The sequence below is a fragment of the Actinopolymorpha sp. B17G11 genome, assembly GCF_040196095.1.
In the GTDB taxonomy this organism is placed as follows: Bacteria; Actinomycetota; Actinomycetes; order Propionibacteriales; family Actinopolymorphaceae; genus Thermasporomyces.
Window position 1 is genome coordinate 118,798 of sequence record NZ_JBEFTW010000004.1, and the last position, 19,735, is coordinate 138,532.

Annotated in this window: 16 protein-coding genes; 9 read left to right on the forward strand and 7 right to left on the reverse strand. The window is 69.5% G+C overall.

Going from position 1 to position 19,735, the window contains the following annotated elements:
• Position 1: 1 nt before the first annotated feature.
• A complete protein-coding gene (locus tag ABN028_RS06520; RefSeq protein WP_349695967.1) occupies positions 2 to 1,198 on the reverse strand; it encodes a LacI family DNA-binding transcriptional regulator in 1,197 nt (398 codons plus the stop codon).
• A 193-nt stretch (positions 1,199 to 1,391) separates the two neighbouring features.
• On the opposite strand from ABN028_RS06520, the gene ABN028_RS06525 reads away from it, so the two are divergent.
• From ABN028_RS06525 to ABN028_RS06535, 3 genes are all read left to right on the forward strand, one after another.
• Positions 1,392 to 2,192, forward strand: coding sequence for a ChbG/HpnK family deacetylase (locus ABN028_RS06525; RefSeq protein ID WP_349695968.1), 801 nt, complete (start codon positions 1,392 to 1,394; stop codon positions 2,190 to 2,192).
• A 31-nt stretch (positions 2,193 to 2,223) separates the two neighbouring features.
• The gene (locus ABN028_RS06530) at positions 2,224 to 4,959 is read left to right on the forward strand and encodes a hypothetical protein (protein ID WP_349695969.1); all 2,736 of its coding nucleotides are present in this window, start codon (positions 2,224 to 2,226) and stop codon (positions 4,957 to 4,959) included.
• Between the two features lie 244 nt (positions 4,960 to 5,203).
• Positions 5,204 to 6,262, forward strand: coding sequence for a LacI family DNA-binding transcriptional regulator (locus ABN028_RS06535; RefSeq protein ID WP_349695970.1), 1,059 nt, complete (start codon positions 5,204 to 5,206; stop codon positions 6,260 to 6,262).
• Between the two features lie 30 nt (positions 6,263 to 6,292).
• On the opposite strand, the gene ABN028_RS06540 is transcribed toward ABN028_RS06535, so the two are convergent.
• Positions 6,293 to 7,375: a glycoside hydrolase family 172 protein gene (locus ABN028_RS06540; protein ID WP_349695971.1), complete on the reverse strand. Its 1,083-nt coding sequence runs from the start codon at positions 7,373 to 7,375 to the stop codon at positions 6,293 to 6,295.
• Positions 7,376 to 7,546: 171 nt separating this feature from the next.
• Entirely contained in the window at positions 7,547 to 8,227 is a 681-nt protein-coding gene (locus ABN028_RS06545) for a GOLPH3/VPS74 family protein (protein WP_349695972.1), read from the reverse strand.
• A gap of 239 nt (positions 8,228 to 8,466) precedes the next feature.
• On the opposite strand from ABN028_RS06545, the gene mgrA reads away from it, so the two are divergent.
• From mgrA to ABN028_RS06570, 5 genes are all read left to right on the forward strand, one after another.
• Positions 8,467 to 9,492 (forward strand): L-glyceraldehyde 3-phosphate reductase, encoded by a 1,026-nt coding sequence (mgrA, locus tag ABN028_RS06550; RefSeq protein WP_349329136.1) that lies wholly within the window; start codon positions 8,467 to 8,469, stop codon positions 9,490 to 9,492.
• Between the two features lie 172 nt (positions 9,493 to 9,664).
• Positions 9,665 to 10,657 (forward strand): methionine ABC transporter ATP-binding protein, encoded by a 993-nt coding sequence (locus tag ABN028_RS06555; protein ID WP_349329137.1) that lies wholly within the window; start codon positions 9,665 to 9,667, stop codon positions 10,655 to 10,657.
• A complete protein-coding gene (locus ABN028_RS06560; RefSeq protein WP_349695973.1) occupies positions 10,654 to 11,349 on the forward strand; it encodes a methionine ABC transporter permease in 696 nt (231 codons plus the stop codon). Before ABN028_RS06555 ends, ABN028_RS06560 begins: the two co-directional genes overlap by 4 nt.
• The gene (locus ABN028_RS06565) at positions 11,346 to 12,230 is read left to right on the forward strand and encodes a MetQ/NlpA family ABC transporter substrate-binding protein (RefSeq protein WP_349329139.1); all 885 of its coding nucleotides are present in this window, start codon (positions 11,346 to 11,348) and stop codon (positions 12,228 to 12,230) included. Before ABN028_RS06560 ends, ABN028_RS06565 begins: the two co-directional genes overlap by 4 nt.
• A 124-nt stretch (positions 12,231 to 12,354) precedes the next feature.
• Positions 12,355 to 12,510: a hypothetical protein gene (locus tag ABN028_RS06570; RefSeq protein WP_349691911.1), complete on the forward strand. Its 156-nt coding sequence runs from the start codon at positions 12,355 to 12,357 to the stop codon at positions 12,508 to 12,510.
• Positions 12,511 to 12,554: 44 nt separating this feature from the next.
• Here the strand turns inward: ABN028_RS06570 and ABN028_RS06575 are convergent, their stop codons facing one another.
• The 3 genes from ABN028_RS06575 to ABN028_RS06585 form a co-directional block, all read right to left on the reverse strand.
• Positions 12,555 to 13,742 (reverse strand): carbohydrate kinase family protein, encoded by a 1,188-nt coding sequence (locus ABN028_RS06575; RefSeq protein ID WP_349329141.1) that lies wholly within the window; start codon positions 13,740 to 13,742, stop codon positions 12,555 to 12,557.
• Between the two features lie 177 nt (positions 13,743 to 13,919).
• On the reverse strand, positions 13,920 to 14,873 hold the full coding sequence (locus tag ABN028_RS06580) for a sigma-70 family RNA polymerase sigma factor (protein ID WP_349329272.1): 954 nt from the start codon (positions 14,871 to 14,873) through the stop codon (positions 13,920 to 13,922).
• Between the two features lie 290 nt (positions 14,874 to 15,163).
• Positions 15,164 to 16,957 carry an ATP-dependent DNA ligase gene (locus ABN028_RS06585; protein ID WP_349695974.1) on the reverse strand — a complete coding sequence of 598 codons (1,794 nt, stop codon included), beginning with the start codon at positions 16,955 to 16,957 and terminating at the stop codon, positions 15,164 to 15,166.
• A gap of 79 nt (positions 16,958 to 17,036) precedes the next feature.
• On the opposite strand from ABN028_RS06585, the gene ABN028_RS06590 reads away from it, so the two are divergent.
• Positions 17,037 to 18,197, forward strand: a complete 1,161-nt coding sequence (locus tag ABN028_RS06590; RefSeq protein WP_349695975.1) for a quinone-dependent dihydroorotate dehydrogenase — start codon at positions 17,037 to 17,039, stop codon at positions 18,195 to 18,197.
• A 12-nt stretch (positions 18,198 to 18,209) separates the two neighbouring features.
• Here ABN028_RS06590 and ABN028_RS06595 read toward each other — a convergent pair whose 3' ends face one another.
• Positions 18,210 to 19,685 (reverse strand): S1C family serine protease, encoded by a 1,476-nt coding sequence (locus ABN028_RS06595; RefSeq protein WP_349695976.1) that lies wholly within the window; start codon positions 19,683 to 19,685, stop codon positions 18,210 to 18,212.
• Positions 19,686 to 19,735 lie beyond the last annotated feature (50 nt).

Consider the following 19,735-nt stretch of genomic DNA (forward strand, 5'->3'; position numbering starts at 1 on the left):
GCTACGGCTCCCTTGACGGCGGTTCCGGACGTCCATCGGGCGGCCGGGGGTGGGTGTGGGGGTGGGGGTGGTTGCGGGAGTGGTGACGGGGAGGTGCGGTGGAGTCGCGGACGACCAGCGTGACCTCGAGCAGGGTCTCCCGGCCGGACATCGCCGGGCGCTGGATGCGTTGGACGAGGTGCCAGACGCCCTGGGCGCCCATGAGTCCCTTGTCCACGCGCACGGTGGTGAGTGGCGGGGCGGCCTGGCCGGCGAGTTCGATGTCGTCGTAGCCCACGACGGAGATGTCTTCCGGGACGGAGATGCCGCGTTCGCGCAGGGTGGCGAGCGCGCCGAGTGCGGTGGCGTCGTTGCAGCAGAAGACCGCGGTCGGCGGAGTCGGGAGGTCAAGCAGTTCGGCCATCTGCGCGCGACCGCCTGCCGGGCTCAGCGTGGTCGTGCGGATGAGTGCCGGATCGACGGCGTACCCGGCGTCGGCGATCGCCCGGCGATACCCGCGGAGCCGGTCGCTGATGGACGGGAACTCCGCAGGTCCGGCGATCATCGCCGGGACCGGGTCGGTGTGGCCGAGGTCGAGCAGGTGCCGGGCGGCGAGGTAGCCGCCGCGTTCGTCGTCGTTGCGTACGGCGTCGAGCGTCGCCGCCCGCGCGGCACGGACACCGCCGAGCGAGCGTGTGCCCCCGGGCGAGTGTGTACCTCCGAGGGAGACGCCGTTGTCGACGAGGACGCAGGGCACACCGGTCGCCGTGATCTGGTCGATCGTGTGGTCCGGCAGGTAACCGACGAGCAGCAGGCCGTGCGCCTCGCGGCGTTGGACGGACAGCGGAAGGGGATCGTGGCGGTCGATGCCCACGACGAGTTCGTACGACAGACTCAGCCCGAGCGTGGCGCACACACCCTGCGCACCCTCCAGGACCGACGAGTAGAACGGGTTGGTCCGCAGGGAGTGCTCCATCAACCGGATGACGAGGCCGATCGACCGCACACCTGGGACGGCAGTGTCGTCTGTGGGCCGGACCGTCGTCCGGCGAAGAGTTGGCCGGTAACCGAGTGCGGACGCGGCGCGTTCGACGGCGTGCCGGGACGTCGTGGAGACTGCCGCCTTGCCGGTGAACACCGCCGAGGCTGTCCCCAGCGAGACGCCCGCGTGTTCGGCGACCTGCCGCAACGTCGCTCGCCTCCCCGGTGGTCCGGCCACTGACATCCCCGACTCGACGCGTCGTTTCAGATCAACATTTCAGTAGGTGTTTCAGACGTTTCAGTGAACGTAGACGTCCTGATTCGGCTGGGTCAAGGCATGGAACTGGCCAATATCCGGTCGTACTCTTCTGGAGTTCAACTGAACGATCTGGTGAACGCCAGACCGGGATCCCCTCGACGACGGGAACGGTATGAGACTGCTCGTCCGCGCCGACGACGCCGGACTGTGTGACGCGGTGAATCGCGCGATCGCCGAGGTGGTCACCGGCGGCATCGCCGGCAACGTCTCGGTGATGGCACCCACGCCCGCGTTCGACCAGGCCGCGGCGATGCTCCTCGCGCTCGGCGCCGACCGCACCCACGTCACGGCGGGCCTGCACGTGACCCTGAGCAGCGAGTGGCAGTCACCGCGATGGGGACCCATCCTCCCGGCCACCGACGTACCCTCCCTGCTCGACGCCAGCGGATGCTTCTTCCCGTCACCGGCCGACCTCCGGGCGACCGGCCGGTTCGACCTCGACGAGGCGGAGGCCGAGGTGGCTGCCCAGCTCGGCAAGGCGCGGACCACCGGCCTCGAGATCCGCTACCTCGACGAGCACATGGGAGTGGGCAGGGTGCTGCCCGGCCTGGGGGAGCGGCTGCGAGACCTGGCCCGGAGGGAGGCGCTCGTGTACGCGCCGGACCTCGCCCGGCTGCCGCCGCTCACGTCCGCGTCGGCTGGCCCCGGCCCCGACACCGACCTCGCCGACCGGATCCGTGCGGCTGAGGACGGCACCTACCTGATGGTGACCCATCCCGGCATCGACACACCCGAGTTGCGCGCGATCCGCGGGGTCGGTTACCCGGACGTGGGTGCCGTCGCGGCGGAGCGGGACGGCGACCGGCGGGCTCTGCTGAGTGCGGACGTGCGCAAGGCCTGCCAGGACCGCGGCGTCACCCTGATCAGCTACACCGACCTCGACGCGGTCGAGGTCCCGGCCCCACCGAGTTGACCGGAGTCCCACGCCCCGAGGAGATTCTGCCGTGACGCGAACCCGATCCACGAGCGATCCAGAGGAGAACCCGGGCGGCCGGATGGGCCGGCGCACATTCGTCCACGGTGCGCTCGGCCTGGGCATCGCGGGAGCGGCCCTCCCGCTGCCCGTGCTCGGATCCGTGCGCCCGCCGCTCGCGGCCCCGCCCGAGGTGGATCCGCTGAGCTTCCTTGTCGGCACGGTCCGCAACAGGTTTACCGCGGACACGAGCCGGGTCTGGGCGGCGGACCTGTCGGAGTACCTCGACCGGGAGCAGCAGACGATCCGCAGCGCGACCCGCGAACTCACCTGGGACTACGGCACCGGCGTCCTGACGATCGCCACCGCGCGGAGCCAGGGTGCGGTCGGCTTCCTCGGAGCGGCGGGCCGGCTCGACCTGGGGGACGTCGTGCTGTCCTGCGGCAACGACTACGCCTCCGTCCTGGTGACCGCTCTCGACGACCGCCCACTGCGTACATCGGAGCTCGTCCTCGTCCAGGCCGTGACCGAGGAGGAGGCTTACGGCTGGAGGGTCGACGGCGACACGATCGCGGGGGTGGGCGACCACCCGGTCGGCGTACGCGAGATCGACGCGAGTGTGGAGTTCGCGCACCTGCCGGGGACGCATGCGTACGTCCTCGATGGCAACGGCTATGTCAACCGCGCCCTGCCGGTGGAGCGCAGCGGAGAAGGAGGCCGGCTGGCGTTGCCCGCGGACGCCCTCTACACCGTGATCGCGCGCACGCCGCGCGACGACGATGCTCCCGACGGCGAGGACATCTCGTACGTCTGGTGGGAGGGCGAGGCGCCGGCGGAGACCAACTTCCCCGCCCAGACGGAGTTCTCGCCGACCGAGGAGGAGAAGCACCTGCTGTCCGGCGGGGACTGGCTCAGCAACGCCGGCACACGCGGGGCCGACGACCCGGAGGCCTACGCCCGTTACGACGTCGACGTGCCAGACGACGCCGACTATCACCTGTGGGTACGGAAGTTCTGGCACCACGGGCCGTTCCGCTGGCGGTTCGACGACGACGGGTGGCGGGTCGTCGACGACTCGTTCGGGCTCGCCGACTCCACCTACATCCGGCGGTTCCTGGGTGCGGACTGGGTGCACGCCGGGAAGGTCCGGCTCGCCGCGGGCAGCAGGTCGTTCGAGCTACGCCTGCTTGCCGGGCCGGGTGAGGCGCTGACGTCGTCCTTCGATGCATTCCTGCTGACGCCGGGGTTGTTCGTCCCGCGGGGGAAGTTCAGGCCGGGGGAGTACGGCCGCGTGGCCAACCCGGGTTTCACGGCGTTCGAGCCGGGAGCCGACGCGTTCGCCACGTCCCCGATCGATCTGCGCCACCTGAACGAACGCACTGCAGGCGAGCGCGGCTTCGTGACCAGCCACGGCGGTCGTTTCATCCTGGGCAGTGGTAGGCCGGTCCGATTCTGGGCGGTCAACGTCGGACCGGAGATCATCCGGCAGGACCAGGGTTCGGTCGACTACCTCGCACGGTTCCTCGCCAAGCGGGGCGTCAACCTGGTGCGGATCCACGGCCCGATCTTCGACGAGGGATCGGGCGACCTCGCCGCCGTGGACATGGCCTACCTCGACCAGTTGCACTACTTCGCGGCCGCGATGAAGCGGGAGGGCATCTACACCCACCTCAGCTTCTACTTCCCGCTGTGGGTCCAGCTGGGGTCCGACGTCGGCTTCCCGGCGTACGACTCGATCGAGAGCAAGAACCCCTTCGCCCTGCTGATGTTCGACCCGGACTTCCAGGAGGTGCACCGGGCGTGGGCACGCACACTGTTCACGACCCGCAATCCCTACACCGGTCGGCCGCTCGGCGCCGACCCGGGCGTCGCGATCGTCGAGATCCAGAACGAGGACAGCTTCTTCTTCTGGACATTCAGCCGCGGCAACATCCCGGCGGAGCACCTGGCGATCCTCGACACGGCGTTCGGGTCCTGGCTCGCCGACCGCTACGGCTCGGCGGCGGACGCACTCGCCGTCTGGGGAGAGGGCAGCGAGGTCGACGGGGACACGCCGGGCGATGGCGTGATGGTGGTGCAGGAGGCATGGATGATGACCTCGGACGCGCATCCGGCCGACGGACCGATGAGGCGGCGGATGCGGGACCAGCGGGAGTTCATCGTCGCGCAGCAGCGTGGGTTCTACGCCGACACGGTGCGGTACTGGCGCGAGGACCTCGGAGTCCGCAGCCTCATCACGGCGAGCAACTGGATCACCGCACAGCCGTCGACGATGGACGCCCTGGAGCGCTACACCTACACCGCAACGGATGTGGTCGACCGCCATGACGCGTACTTCGGCGGCCGTCACGAGGGATTCGGGTCGAGCTACATGATCGACGTCGGGCAGACCTTCGACGACCGGTCCACGCTGACCGAGCCCGACGCGGCCATGGTGAAGTTCCACCGGATCGCGGGGTTCCCGCAGACCGTGTCGGAGACGGGTTGGCCCAACCCCAACCGGTTCAAGGCCGAGTCCGTGGCGCTCTGGGCGGCGTACGGATCCCTGCAGGGCATGGGCGGCGTGGAGTTCTTCGCGCTGGACCGGATCGGCTGGCGGGGGAGCCCCGGCAAGTTCACCACGATGGTGCCGAGCATCGCGGGCCAGTTTCCGGCGTACGCCCTGGCCTATCGGCGGGGTGACATCACCGAAGCCAAGCCGGTGGTCGACCTCACCCACTCGCTGGCGGAGCTCTACGACTTCGGCGAGACGCCCGTGGTCGACTGACTTGCTGGCCGACGGGCAGAGGAGACGGGCAGAGGAGACGGGCAGAGGAGACGGGCAGAGGAGACGGGCAGAGGAGACGGGCAGAGGAGACGGGCAGAGGAGACGGGCAGAGGAGGCGGGCAGAGGAGGCGGGCAGAGGAGGCGGGCAGAGGGGGCGGGCGACAGCTGCCTGGATAACATGCCGGCAGTTACGCGGAGTGGCCAGGTCACCAGGCCGGCCGTCACAGGGAGTGGGTGCGAGCGGATGTCGTCGGAGCGGCGGCCGACCCTGCGGGAAGTGGCCGAGCGCGCGGGAGTCTCCATCGGCACCGCGTCCGGCGTTCTGTCCGACAAGGGTTCGGCTTCCCGGGAGACCAAGGCCGCGGTGGTCGCCGCCGCGGAGGAACTCGGCTACACCCGACGTCCCCGCCAGTCGACCCGGGCCGCCGGTTCCGCGCTCACCACCGCCGGGATCCTTGCCCGCCGCCTGCACTTCCCCTCGCCGGGAAATCCGTTCTACATGGAGGTGCTCAACGGCGCCCAGCGCGCCTGCGCCGACCTCGGGATCGCCCTCACCCTGGAGACGGTGGAGGACGCCGACGACAGACAGCTTCCGCTCATCGTCGCGCGGCGCCAGGCGCAGGGCCTGCTGATCCTCGGCTCGCTCGACGACCGGTTCATCCGCCGCCTGCTGGACGCGGGAACGCCTTGTGTCACGGTGGACCACACTGTCGAGGACCTTCCGGTCGACTGCGTACGCAGTGAGGACGAGCACGGCGGGTATCTCGCCACCCGGGCGCTTCTCGATCTCGGACACACCGACCCGCCGCCGGCGATGATCGTCGGGCTGCCCGAGCTGCGGCCGCTCGCGGACCGGGTGGCGGGATATCGCCGGGCACTCGCCGAGCGAGGGCTTCGGGTGCCGCCGCGCTACGTGCAGCGGTCGGCCGACCTCAGCTTCCCCGCCGGTCGCGTGGCCATGGACCAGTTGCTCGACCTGCCGACGCCGCCTACGGCGGTCTTCGCCAGCAACGACTCGACCGCGTTGGGAGCGCTCGAGGCGCTGCGCACGCGGGGGATCGCGGTGCCTGAACAGTGCTCGGTGATCGGGTACGACGACATGGAGATGGCATCCCACAGTCCGCCGCCGCTGACGACCGTCCACGTCGACATCGACCTGCTGGGCGCGCAGGGGATCTGGCACCTCGTGCAGCGGGTCGCCGCGCCGGCGATGACACGGCGGGTGACCTGTCTGGGCGTACGCCTCGTGACACGAGACTCGACCGCGCCACCGCCGCAGCAGCGCAGCCGTTCCGCTGGATGAGGGCGCCCCTCATCCAGAAGGCAGGCCCGCTCAGATGATCTCGAGGTAGTCCCGGTCGGGCAGCTCCGGGAATGCCGCCGTCGGCAGTGCCTGGTACCAGTACGCCACCGACGCGATGTCGTCCTGCAGCGGGAGATAACGGGTTCCTGTGCGCCAGCCGAGTGCCTGCATGGTGACGCGGAGTCCGTCGCGGAACCGGATCGGATCGGTGATGTGCCAGCGGTAGAGGCTGAACCGGCTCTGCGCGGCGTTCGGGTCCTTGCCGTCGGGCATCACGACGAGCGGCATTCCGGCGTACGGCGTCGTGAAGGTCTGGTAGTTGCCGTCGACGTGGAATGCCCACGCACCACAGAAGTAGTCCTCGGTTCCGGTACCACAGATCGTGGGTGCATCCTCACCGTCGATGAACCATTTCAGCTCACCCTCGCCCCACCAGCCGTTGTTGTTGACGCCCCACGCGACGTAGGTGCCGACGAAGTGGCCGGACCCCGAAATCCCGTCGACGATCGTGTAGTCCTGTTTGTATGGCAGCGGGTTCGTACGCCGGAACTGGGCGTGGAAATAGGCCGCGTCCTCGGGCACCTGGGTGAGTTGGTAATTCACCTGATAGAAGAGGACGGAATCCTTTTCGGAAAGGTTCTCCACCGTGATCCGGCAGCGGCGCCGGAATGGCATCTGCCAGTAGCAGTTGAACCCGTTGCGTGGATTGACGCAGACCGGGAGTGAGGAGATCTGTGCGAAGGGTCCCCAGCCCGAGGCGAAGAAGTCGCCGAGTGGGGTCTCCACCGACGGCTGCTCCTGGTCGTCCCAGTAGATCCGCAGGATGAGAAAGCGGATCTCGCCCGCAGGGGTCATCCAGATCTGCTGGATCGAACCCGGCCCTTCGATGTCGGCGACCTCGAAGGTCGTTCCCGCCTTGATACTCACGGCCGGGCTGACCTTCCAGCCGGTACCGAGGTCGCGTGCCGCGTCAGCGCCGAGGCCCTCGGTCGCCAGCGCTCCCTTGCCTGGCTCACCTGTCGGGTTCTCCGCCGAGATCGATCGCGACTGCGCATCGGAGAGGCGGTAGAGGTTGCCGAGGTTGAGACCAAGGCCGTCGAAATTCGAGGTCACGAGATCAACTCCGTCAGGTCGCTGTGTGGTGCGGATGTCAACGTTTGTCGGGGGCCACGTCGCGTGGTGAAGAAAGAAGGACACATCGACCTGAAAGGCTAGTATGTTAGATTGTGAATGGCATCCCCGTCGGTGGGCAAGTTGCGGGGGGCGCGACCGTTATCGGCGCTCTCAACCGCCCGAGTCTGATGTCGCTGCCGCCGTCGCCGCGATCGTCGCGACAGTGGCCGCGTTGACCGCCTCGACCGCCCGTCGTACGGCGTCCGCGGCCCAGGCCCCCTCTGCTATCTCCTTCGCGCGTCGCTTGAGTGCGCGCCTGTCCAACGACTCGACGACCTTCGGTACCACGTCGATGGCCGAGAGCAGCGAAACCAGCGCCCCGATCCGGTCGTCCGGCGTCAGGCCGACCACGAGGACGTCGTGCAGGCGTTCACGCAAGGCGTTCTCGTGACGGGAATCCTCGGCCGGCCACCTGGTCGTCGGGAAGATGCCCAGAATCCTGCCCTCCTCGCGGCGGAGGATGCCTCGGTCCGCGAGGCCACTCAGGAGCCGGGCGCGCAGTCCCTTGCCGAGCGGCCCTATCACGCTGTCGGGCTTCTTTCCGTTCTTGCCCGCGATGAACGTCAGAGCGTCGTCGAGGACCGGTTCGCCAGCGGGTGCGTGGTCGCGGACGACGAGCCGCCCCTTCCTGACGTTCTCCTCCCGGGTTTCCGCGACGTCAACCTTGCCTTGCAGGGCCAGTTCGAGAAGGAGTGCACCAGCGATCGCGTGGTCCAGTTTCGTCCCGTCAGTCACGGGTTTTCCGGTGGCGTCGTCGACCAGGAGGAGGAGAAGGTCTTCAGCGAGGAGCATGTGGGAGCACCTCTTCCGTCTGCCGGGTGCCGACGAGCAGCCCCGGTCGTCGGTCGTCGGTCATCGGTCGCATCTGGTCATCGGTCAACACATGGGGGCATCGGACATCGACCGAAGTCCCAGGATAGGCACCGCGTCCACCGGCGGACACCTGAGCGGACTCCGCCGCTTCCCGGTCGTTGTCCGGCTCCGGAAGCCGGCAGAGGGCCTGTCCCACCCGCGTGGGAGACTCCTGGGCCATGGGATATGACGCTGCAGCAGATCGCTATGACCGGATGACATACCGCCGCTCCGGCCGCAACGGGCTCCACCTGCCCGCCGTGTCGCTCGGGCTCTGGCACAACTTCGGCGACGACATGCCGCTCGAGCGGCAGCGCGCGATCCTGCGCCGGGCGTTCGATCTCGGCGTGACCCACTTCGACCTGGCCAACAACTACGGGCCTCCCGCCGGGTCGGCCGAGCTCAACTTCGGCAAGCTGTTCCGCCAGGACTTCGCGCCCTACCGCGACGAGCTCGTCATCTCCACCAAGGCCGGTTACTACATGTGGCCCGGGCCGTACGGCGAGTGGGGATCGCGCAAATACCTGCTGTCCAGCCTCGACCAGAGCCTTTCCCGGATGGGACTGGACTACGTCGACATCTTCTACTCCCACCGGTTCGACCCCGACACTCCGCTCGAGGAGACGATGGGAGCGCTCGACTCCGCCGTCCGGCAGGGAAAGGCGTTGTACGCCGGCATCTCGTCGTACTCACCCGAGCACACCAGGCAGGCCGCCGCGATCCTCGCCGATCTCGGCACGCCCCTGCTCATCCACCAGCCGTCGTACTCGATGCTCAACCGCTGGATCGAGGAAGCGCTCGTCGACACGCTCGGCGAGCTGGGAGTCGGTTGCATCGCCTTCTCGCCCCTGGCCCAGGGCATGCTCACGGACAAGTACCTCGGCGGCATCCCCGAGGGATCGCGGGCGTCGCAGGGGAAGTCACTTTCGCCCGACCAACTGTCGGAGAAGAACCTCGCGCACGTCCGTGCGCTCAACGCGATCGCGGCCCGACGGGGTCAGTCGCTGGCGCAGATGGCACTGGCGTGGGCCTTGCGGCATCCGCAGATGACGTCCGTCCTCATCGGTGCCAGCAGCGTCGAGCAGTTGGAGGACAACGTCCGCGCACTCGACACGTTGGACTTCAGCGCTGACGAACTCGCCGAGATCGACGGCCACGCGGTCGAGGCCGGCATCAACCTCTGGAAGCGTTCCAGCACCAGCTGAGTGCCTCCGGCAAGGGGCGCCGCGCCCCTGGTGTCGACAGAAGTTGATCACGCTGGTTGACTACGCGCGTGCTTGTGCCCGACGATCTCCTCTCGTCGGTCGCCGAACCCGCGACGAGTCACCTCCTTCGAGCGGACGTCCTCACGACGTACCCCCTTCGAAAGCCCTGCCCGTGATCGAACTGGACGACATCCAGAAGAACCGTCGGCTCTCCGGCCGCGAGAACGTGGAACTCGACGGCGTGGACCTGCATGTCGAGGCCGGCGAGATCTGCGGCGTCATAGGCGAGTCGGTGTCCGCGCTGCGGACCCTGGTGCGCTGCGTCAACCTGCTCGACCGCCCCGACGGCGGCAGTGTGGTCGTCGCCGGGCAGGATCTGACCGCGGCGAGCCGGTCCGCGCTCAGATCCGCTCGCCACGGCATCGGGATGCTTACCGGCGATGCCGGATTGCTCGACCAGCGGACCATCGCGCGGAACGTCGGCCTGCCGCTGGAGTTCGCGGGCGTACGCCAACGGAAGCGTGACCTGTTCGTCGACGAGATGCTCGACCTGGTGGGCCTGGCGGAGTACGCGGGCGCCTACCCGGCCGAGTTGGGCGTCCTGGACCGCTCGCGCGCTAGGATCGCCCGGGCGCTGGTGGCCGGTCCGCGGGTGATGCTCTGCCACGAGCCGACCAGGGACCTCGACCCGGCGACCGGTTCCCACGTCCTCGACCTGGTACGAAACCTCGCGCGACGGTTCGGTGTCACCGTCCTCCTGGCCACCCAGCACCACGTTGTGGTCAAGGCCGTCTGCGACTCCGTGGCCCTGCTGCGTGACGGGCGAGTGGCCGAGCACGCCATGGTGACCGACGTGTTACGCAGGCCCGACTCCGACCTCGCCGGAGCACTCCTGCCCACCCTTCCCGACCCTGTGACAGGCGCCGACCGTGACCGGCTGCTCGCCGACCTCACCTTCACTGGCGATGCCGAGCACGAGATCGCGCTGACCGAGACAGCAAGGGCCTGCGGTATCGACGTGTCAGTCGTTGCCGGCGGCGTCGAGACGATCTGTGGGCTGTCCGTCGGTCGGCTGCGTGTCGAACTGATCGGACCGGGGGAGGACTGCCAGAGGGCCCTGCTCAGGTTCGCCGATCTTCACCTCACACCGAAAGTGCACATATGAGTCAGGCCATACAGCTGAGTCAGGGACGGTTCAGTAACTGGAACGCGGTGGGGCCGGAACTCGCCGACGCGACACTCGCGACGCTGTCGATGGTGTCCCTCGCGACGCTGCTCACTGTCGCCATCGGCCTTCCACTCGGCGTACTCCTCATGTCGACCGGGCAGGGCGGGCCGCTGCACATGAGCCGGCTCCACCGGATCCTCGGTGTGGTCCTCGATACGGGCGGAAGCCTGCCCTTCCTCGTCCTCCTGATCGCCGCGATTCCCCTCACGCGCAGGCTGGCGGGTGAATCGGTCGGTGTCCTCGCGGCCATCGTCCCGCTGACGCTCGCAGCCGTCCCCTTCTTCGCCCGCCGGGTCGAACGGAGTCTCGGCAAGGTCGACCGAGGCCTCGTCGACGCGGCGTACGCGATGGGCGGGCGCACCCGCCATATCCTCGTGACTGTGCTGCTCCGCGAAGGCCTCTCCCGTATCGTCACCGCGCTCGCGTTGACGATCGTGGTTCTGCTGGGCTACAGCGCCATCGCCGGCTTCGTCTACCCCGAAGGTCTCGGCCGGTTGGCGATCACCTACGGCTACTCGACGTTCCGGGCAGACGTCATCGCCGCGATCGTCGTCGTGTTCGTCGTCCTCACCCAGCTCGTGAAAGTGGGCGGGGACCTCGTGGCCCGGCGGCTGGAGCACCGGCGATGACGGCGCCGGCGCGAGCGGCTGCAACACGCCGGGGCACCGGGCGGATACCGTCGACACCCGCCCGGTGGGTCCGCGGGCTCTGTGCGTTCCTTCTCCTGCTGACTCCTACGGCCTGCAGCTCCGAGGCGATCGGGCTGTCGTTCAGCACCCCGCGAGTCCTCAAGGTCGGCGTCACGCCGCGCCCGGACGGCGAGATCCTGGCCCATGTCGACAAGGCCGTCGCCCCGGCCCTCGGATTCGAGCTGGATCCGGTGCGCTTCACCGACGCGGCCGCGGCGAAGGAGGCGCTCCGCGACAAGCTCATCGACGTGGCGTTCGTACGCAACGACCCGGAGGCGGCGGCCCTTGGACAGGTGACGCCGGGTCGAGGTCTTGCCTTCGTGGCACCGGTCTTCGTCGAACCGCTCGCGGTCTACTCCTCGACCATCGCGCGCGTGTCCGATCTGGAGGAAGGCGGCGAGGTCCTGATCCCGAGCGAATCGGCAAAGGCCGGTCGCGCCCTGCGGCTCCTCGCGGCGCACGGCGTGGTTCGCCTCCGCGAAGGTGCGGGAACGCAGGCGACGGTCCGTGACGTCACCGCAAACCCGAAACACGTACGGATCACCGAGGTGCCGGCGGAGGAGATGCCGCGCGGCTACGACGACGCCGTCGCCGCGGTGGTCGACGTGTCAACCGCCCAGCGGACCGGCCTGACGGCAGCAGGGGGCAAGGTGCTGGTGCTGGAGCCCGCCGACGGTAACGCCTACGTCAACGGGCTCTTCGTCCGTGCCGGCGACGAGGACGATCCGCAGGTCAGCAAGCTCGCCGAACTGCTGCGGTCGCCGAGCGTGAAGGCGTTCATCGAAGACACCTACGACCACACGATCATGCCGGCGTCCTGAGACATGTGCCGCCGCCGTCGCGGGACGTCTCCAGATCCGAGTAACCCCTAGGGGGAGGTTCCGGGTTCTTGGGCGAGGTGGATGATCGTCCTACGCCGTAGAGTGGGGCACCAGGAGGTGGACGATGCTGAAGATCCTGCTGGTGATTGCCGCCGTCTGGTTGGCGATCGCCGTGATCAGCTTCCTTTTCAAGTCACTGCTGTGGCTCGGGATCATCGCTCTGGTGCTGTTCCTCGCCACGAGCGCCTGGGGCTGGGTCAAGCGCAACTCCGGCGGCTGACCTTCTTTCCGCGCCGCCGCGGACGCACTCCGCGCGCGGCGCGCTCAGGGCTCGATGCCCCCGGTCTGGAAGCCGATGGTCGCCGACGCCCTGCGCACGGCACCGACGGGAGCCTGCGGTACGACGTCGTCGAGGAACGCGTAGTCCTTCGCCACGTCGCCGAGTCCGGGCACCCGCTTGGCCACCTGCCACCAGCCGGCGATGTCCGCCCACCCGGGCGCGGACAGTGACCCACCGAAATGCTGCACCGACAGGGCGGCACACAGGTTCGCGAACCGCAGCCGGTGCAGCAGCGGCCAGCCGGCGAGCGTGGACGTGACGAATCCGGCGGCGAACACGTCACCCGCACCGGTCGTATCCAACGCCTCCACTGGCAGCGCCGGGACGTCGGCGCGTTCACCCGTCTCGTTGTCGACCGCGAGCGCGCCCCGGCTGCCGCGGGTCACAACGGCCACCGGTACCAGGTCACCGAGCTTCGAGAGCGCATCCTCAGGTGTCGTCGTCCGGGTGTACGCGAGCGCTTCGGGGGTGTTCGGCAGGAACGCGTAACAGTCGCTGAGCCGATCCAACAGGGCCGGCGACCACTGCTCGGTCGGGTCCCAGCCGACGTCGGCGAAGACCCTGGCGCCGTCCGCGGCGGCCCTGCGCGTCCAGTCCTCGGCCTCCGGTCCCAGATCGACGAAGCATGCCCGGGTGTGTGCGACGCCCTGGCAGCTGATCATCTCGTCCGCGCTGAGCGGCGGGTCGTGGGCATGTGTGATGAGACTCCGGTCGGACTGGTAGGCCAGCGAGACGGTGACCGGTGAGTGCCAGTGCGGGAACCTCCGCGATGCCGAGAGGTCGACGTCCTCCTGCTCGGCAAGGGTTCGCCAGCAGAAGTCGCCGTAGACGTCGTGCCCGAACGCCGCCGCCAAGGACGTACGCAGACCCAGCCGGGAGAGCGCGATCGCGAGGTTGGCGACGCCACCGGGCGAACACCCCATGCCCTCGGTGAAGATCTCCGTACCGCTCTCCGGTGGTGCACCCAGGCCGGTGAAGATGATGTCGAGGAAGACCGTCCCGGAGACGAAGACGTCGAACGGCGGATCGTCAGCGGTACGAAGAACGGCCAAGGGGTCATGCGACGGCCCTCGACCGACCACCCGGCCGAGCTCCCAGGGGGTCGAGCCGAGCTGACCGCCTGCGGCGGCGTCGCCCAGGTCCGGACCCGGCTGCTCTTCCGCCGTGTCCATCGACTCTCCCTTGCTGATCGTGCTCTCCCCGATGTGGGGACCCACCGTAGCGTGGCGGTACCACCGATGTCGGGCGGATAGCAGACGTCGCATTGCGCCCGACCCGAACCCAAGGCGTCCCGGCCGGAAGCACCGGCCGGGACGCCACGGGGGTTGGGAACGTAGGAAAACGTCAGGTCAGGCCGCGTTGGGCCCCACAAGATCTGGCTCGGCAAGCTTGCGGAGGCGGTGGAGGGCGTCGCGTTCGAGCTGGCGGACCCGCTCGCGGGACAGTCCGAAGCGCTCGGCGATCTCGGCGAGCTTCCACGGCCGGCCGTCGTCGAGGCCGTAGCGCAGCCGGACGATCTCCGCAGACCGGGCGTCGAGGGTCTCGATCAGCGCGGCGAGACGGGAGCTGGACTCCGCCGCGACGACGGTCTCGTCCGGGCCAGGCATCACGTCCCGCGCCACCAGGTCGCCGAGCGAGGTCTCGCCGTCGTCGTCGACGGTGACGTCGAGCGACACGTGGTCGCGGCCCCAGCTCACGAGTTCCTCGACGCGGCTCTCGCCGACGCCGAGTTGGGCGGCGAGCTCTGCGTTGTCAGGCTCGCGGCCGAGCTCACGCTCGAGCGCGCGCCGGGCGGCACCGAGCGCGTTGAGGTCTTCGACCACGTGGACCGGCAGCCGGACGACCCTTGCCTGCTGTGCGATGCCGCGGGTGATCGCCTGGCGGATCCACCAGGTGGCGTAGGTGGAGAACTTGTAGCCCTTGGTGTAGTCGAACTTCTCGATTGCCCGGATGAGCCCGGTGTTGCCCTCTTGCACCAGGTCGAGCAGGGGTAGGCCCGATCGGCCATACCGGCGGGCGATGGAGACCACCAACCGCAGGTTGGCCTCCAGGAAGTGCCGCTTGGCGCGGCGGCCCTCATCGCTGATCCACACCAGCTCGTCGGGGGTCGGTTGCGCCGGAACCCGCCCGCGGTCGCCGAGGCGGTTGTCCAGCAGTTGCTCAGCTAGTTGACCGGCTTCGATCGCCTTGGCAAGCTCGACTTCCTGGGCCGCGTCGAGCAGCGGCGTACGCGAGATCTCGTCGAGATAGCGACCCACAAGATCGCGATCTTCGACGTAGTCCTCGGCATGACGACGGCGCAGTGGCAAAGTGTGTCCTCCCAGCTCCGACACGCGGATCACCGAACCGCTCGGGTGATCCGTCACCAGCTCAACGTCTCAGGTGTCCGACCGAATTCCCGGTGCGGGCCTGTTCATGCGTACCGGCCTGCCCCGATAGTCCCGAAGCTTGATCGTCTGGGCGTCGTGACGAGGCGTGGATCCGTCCCTTGTCGGGCATACCGCGGTCTTGCCGCTGGGCATTGTCCGGGCGTGGCCAATCACCCACATCGGTCTCCGGACGGATTTGCAGTGCCGTGGGACGCCTCGGGCAGCTACGGACCGCTGCCGGCGTGGATCGCCCGGACTGTCTCGACCGTGTCGGCTTCGGTGGCCGTCTTGTCGTCGCGGTAGCGGAGCACGCGGGCGAAGCGCAGTGCCATCCCACCGGCGTACCGGCTCGACGTCTGCACGCCATCGAACGCGATCTCGACCACCAGCTCCGGCCGGACGTAGACGGTCCAGCGGTCGCGGTGCGACTCGAGCGCGAGCAGGCGCTCGGTCTGCCAGCGCAGCAGCTCGTCGGTCAGTCCCTTGAACGTCTTGCCGAGCATGACGAACTCGCCGGTCCGCGGATCGCGGGCGCCGAGGTGGAGGTTGGACAGCAGTCCGGTACGCCGGCCGTGACCCCACTCGACGGCGAGGACCACCAGGTCGAGGGTGTGGCGCGGCTTGACCTTGATCCAGGCAGCGCCGCGCCGGCCTGCGTCGTACGGCGCGGTGAGGGCCTTGACCACGACCCCTTCGTGGCCACGTTCGCAGGTGTCGGAGAAGAAGGTGGTGGCCGCATCCAGGTGAGATGTGACGATGCGGGGGACCCGCAGGTGGGAGGGGAGCACGCGTTCGAGCACCGCCCACCTCTCCGTTCCGGGCTCGCCCAGGAGGTCGCGGCCGTCATGGTGGAGGACGTCGAAGAAGAATGCCCGGACCGGCACCGCCTCCCTCAGCTTCGCGACGTCGGTGCGGCTGCCCACCCGGCTGGCAGTCACCTGGAAGGGGCGCGGCCGATCGGCGTCGTCGAGGGCGATGACCTCGCCATCGAGCACGATGGCACCGCTCGGCAGCGCACGTACCGCCTCGACGATCTCGGGGAGTCGGCCGGTCACCTCGTCGAGTGTGCGGGTGAAGATCCGGACACTGTCGCCCTCGCGGTGCACCTGGACCCGGACGCCGTCGAGCTTCCACTCCAGCGCGGCCGGCCCGTCGATCTTCGCCAGCGCGGCGGCCATGTCGGGCGCGGGTGAGGCGAGCATGGGCCGCAGCGGCCGGCCCACCGCCAGCCGGAACTGGTCCAGCACGCTTGCCCCGACCCGCGCGGTGGCCCGGACAGTTGCGCCGGTCTTCGCGTCGGAAGCCCCATCCGCGGTGCCACTGTCGGAGCCAGTGCCGCTGTCGGAGCCAGTGCCGCTGTCGGTGCCAGTGCCGCTGTCGGTGCCGGTGCCGCTGTCGGTGGGAGTGGCGTCGTTCGCCGCGGCGACGGCCGCGCTCGCGACCGGAGCGATCGCTCCCGCGACCATGATCGCTCGACGGACGTCGGCGGCGGGAAGGGCGCTCGCCTTGATCACGGCGTCGACCATGACGCCGTCGAGCGCGCCCTGGCGGAGCTCGCCACCGATCAGCCCGGCGAGGAACCGCTGCTCCGGTGCGGTCGCCCTGGCCCAGATGTCGGAGAGCAGCTGCCGGCGACGCGCCTGTGAGCCCGGACCCGCGACCCTCGAGATCTCCTCGAACGCCTGGTCGACCTCGCTCACCCCGAGGCTGGCCGTCTCACTCGGCGCGGGCAGATCCCGCAGGGCGGCGTAGCCCACTCCCGTGCGCCGCTGCCGGAGCTCGCCGGCGAGATAGAACACCACGAGCGCGACCTCGTCGGGATCGGCGGCCCGGAGGCAGTCGGCGATCTCGCGGACCTTCGCGAGCCGCGAGGACGTGCCGGACACGGTGGCGGAGGCCTGCGCCAGGTCGACGAACAGCATGACACCATTCTCGCGGAGCCCGCCGACACCAGGCCTGACCAGCCCGATCGCCGCTGCCCCACCGACCGACTGTCCCGACCGAGAGCCCTGCCCCACCGACCGACTGTCCCGACCGAGAGCCCTGTCCCGACCGAGAGGCCCACCGAGCCCACCGCCGCCGACCTGCCGGAGCGAGATGTACAACCTGCTGTTCGCGTGGGTGCTGAAGCGCCTGCCGGCCGAGACCGCGCACCGGCTGGCGTTCGGACTGATCCGCCTGGTCGGCGCGACACCGGGAGCCGCTCGTATGCTCCGCCGGTGGCTCGGACCCGTTGATCCGGTGCTCCGCGTGCACACACTCGGGCTCGATTTCGCTGGCCCTCTCGGTCTCGCTGCCGGTTTCGACAAGGACGCGGTCGGAGTCGAGGCGATGACCGCGCTCGGGTTCGCGTACGTCGAGGTCGGCACGGTGACCGCACGGTCCCAGCCGGGCAATCCGGCTCCGCGCATGTTCCGGCTTCCGGACGATCGCGCCCTCGTCAACCGGATGGGGTTCAACAACCACGGCGCCGCCGTCGCGGCGCAGCGGCTCCGGAAGTGCCAGGACCGTCGGCGGGGCGGGGGCGAGCCTGGCAGAGGCCCGCTGGGTGCCGTCGGGGTCAACATCGGCAAGAGCAAGGTGGTTCCGGAGTCCGAGGCTCTCGCCGACTACGCGAGCAGTACGCGGCTGCTCGCCGACGTCGCCGACTACCTCGTCGTCAACGTCAGCTCGCCGAACACGCCCGGGCTGCGGAACCTGCAGGCCATCGAACACCTGCGGCCGCTTCTCCTCGGCGTACGCGAGGCACTGGACGAGGCGGCGAGCCGGCGGGTACCGCTGCTGGTCAAGATCGCCCCCGACCTCGCCGACGCCGACATCGACGCTGTGGCCGACCTCGCGCTCGAACTCGGCCTGGACGGCATCATCGCCACCAACACGACGACCGCGCGCCAGGGACTGCAGACGGCGCCAGCCGCGGTCGAGGAGATCGGAGCGGGCGGGCTGTCGGGAGCTCCGCTGAAGAGGCGTGCGCTCGAGGTGCTCCGCCGCCTGCGCGCGCGGACCGGTTCCCGGGTGGTCCTCGTCGCGGTCGGCGGCATCGAGAACGCCGAGGACGCCTGGGAACGCATCAGGGCCGGGGCGACCCTGGTCCAGGCGTACACCGGATTCATCTACGGCGGGCCGCTGTGGCCGCGCCGACTGCACCGCGACCTCGCGCGGCTGGTGCGGGAGGCGGGTTACTCGTCCATCGGCGACGCCGTGGGCACGGCCGGTCCTCCCGAACCGTCCGTGCCCACCAGGTCCCCTCGGCGGTAGTCGCTCGTCAGCTCAGCGCGGCAGGGGGAACGGGAGCCCGCCCTCGTCGTCCTGCTCCTGCTCCGGCGCCTGCTGTGGCGCCCGGCCGCCGTCGCTGCCCAGGGTTGCGGAGGCGGACTGCGTGCGGCCGTCGCGGACGAATGTGAGAGTCACCTTCTCGCCCGGGCGATGCGAGCGTACGGCGGCGATCAGCGCGTCGGCGTCGGCGATCCGGCGGTCACCCAGTTTCGTGATGACATCACCGTCGCGAAGCTTGGCGTCCGCGGCCGCACCTCCCGGCGTGATCGAACGGATGGCGGCACCTTCGGTCGTACCGTTCTCGGACGTGGCAGGTGAGACGGTCACGCCGAGCTGGGCGTGTTCGGCCCGTCCCTTGTCGATCAGCTCCTTGGCGATCGGGCGGGCCTGGTCGATCGGGATCGCGAACCCGACGCCGATCGAACCCGACTGTCCGCCCATCGAGCCGCCGACCGTCGCGATGACGCTGTTGATGCCGACGACCTGTCCACCCATGTTGACGAGAGCGCCACCGGAGTTGCCGGGGTTGATGGCGGCGTCGGTCTGGATCGCGTCGATGACGGTGTTGGACGAGGCCGAGTCACCCGCGCGTACCGGCCGGTCGAGGGCGCTGACGATGCCCGACGTCACCGTGCCGGACAGGCCGAGCGGCGAACCGATGGCCACGACGTTCTGTCCGACCGAGAGGGCCGAGGAGCTCCCCAGCTTGGCGGGGGTCAGGTCGGTGACGCCGCTGGCGCGGATGACGGCGAGGTCGGTCGTGGGGTCGAGCCCGACCACCTCCGCCTTGGCGCTCCGGCCGTTGCTGAACGTGACGCTCATCTCGCCGCCCTGCTCGGCCGGAGCGGCGACGTGGTTGTTGGTGAGGATCAGCCCGTCGGCGCTGAGCACGATCCCACTTCCGCCTGTCGCACCCTGCGACGAGGCGACCGCTATGGAGACCACGCTCGGCAGGAGCTTGTCCGCGACCTGTTGCACGCTTCCGGGCGGTGCGTTCGAGGCGTTCTGCCCTCTGGGTACCTCGTCGAGAGCGGTCGCCGTCGGTGTGGCCTGCTGGTCCCGGGTGAGCAGATACGTGGCGGCCGTCCCGGTGCCGCCGCCGACCAGGCCGGCCGCGACGGCCACGGCCACGACGGTGGCGGCGGCCATGCGCCTGGGGGCGGGCTTGTCGGGATGACCACCGGAGATGCCCGGCGGGTACGGCGGCTGGTTGGGTGACGGCCCGCCGTAGGGCTGCCCGTACGACGGTCCGCCGGCAGGTCCTCCTCCTGGCGAGTCATGGCCGTACGCATGGTGGGCGGGGGGTCCGTACGCCGGCATCTGCCTGGTGTCCTCGCGCCCGCCGGAACCTCCAGGTGGCTGTCCCGGGCCGGTTTGACGCTGGGCCGTCTCGTCGTTGCTGCCCTGGGGCGCCGGGTCCGGCGTTCCCTCAGGGCGGCGCGGCTGGCCCGAAGGTGTTGTCTCGCTCATGTCCTCAAGGTTCGGCCTGGTAGCTGAGATCACACTGAGAGGGTGCCCAG

Coding starts and splice junctions, on each gene's coding strand:
- ABN028_RS06525 (WP_349695968.1), top strand. CDS start 1,392: ATGAGACTGCTCGTCCGCGCCGACGACGCCGGACTGTGTGACGCGGTG.
- ABN028_RS06535 (WP_349695970.1), top strand. CDS start 5,204: ATGTCGTCGGAGCGGCGGCCGACCCTGCGGGAAGTGGCCGAGCGCGCG.
- ABN028_RS06545 (WP_349695972.1), bottom strand. CDS start 8,227: ATGCTCCTCGCTGAAGACCTTCTCCTCCTCCTGGTCGACGACGCCACC.
- mgrA (WP_349329136.1), top strand. CDS start 8,467: ATGGGATATGACGCTGCAGCAGATCGCTATGACCGGATGACATACCGC.
- ABN028_RS06560 (WP_349695973.1), top strand. CDS start 10,654: ATGAGTCAGGCCATACAGCTGAGTCAGGGACGGTTCAGTAACTGGAAC.
- ABN028_RS06565 (WP_349329139.1), top strand. CDS start 11,346: ATGACGGCGCCGGCGCGAGCGGCTGCAACACGCCGGGGCACCGGGCGG.
- ABN028_RS06570 (WP_349691911.1), top strand. CDS start 12,355: ATGCTGAAGATCCTGCTGGTGATTGCCGCCGTCTGGTTGGCGATCGCC.
- ABN028_RS06575 (WP_349329141.1), bottom strand. CDS start 13,742: ATGGACACGGCGGAAGAGCAGCCGGGTCCGGACCTGGGCGACGCCGCC.
- ABN028_RS06590 (WP_349695975.1), top strand. CDS start 17,037: ATGTACAACCTGCTGTTCGCGTGGGTGCTGAAGCGCCTGCCGGCCGAG.
- ABN028_RS06595 (WP_349695976.1), bottom strand. CDS start 19,685: ATGAGCGAGACAACACCTTCGGGCCAGCCGCGCCGCCCTGAGGGAACG.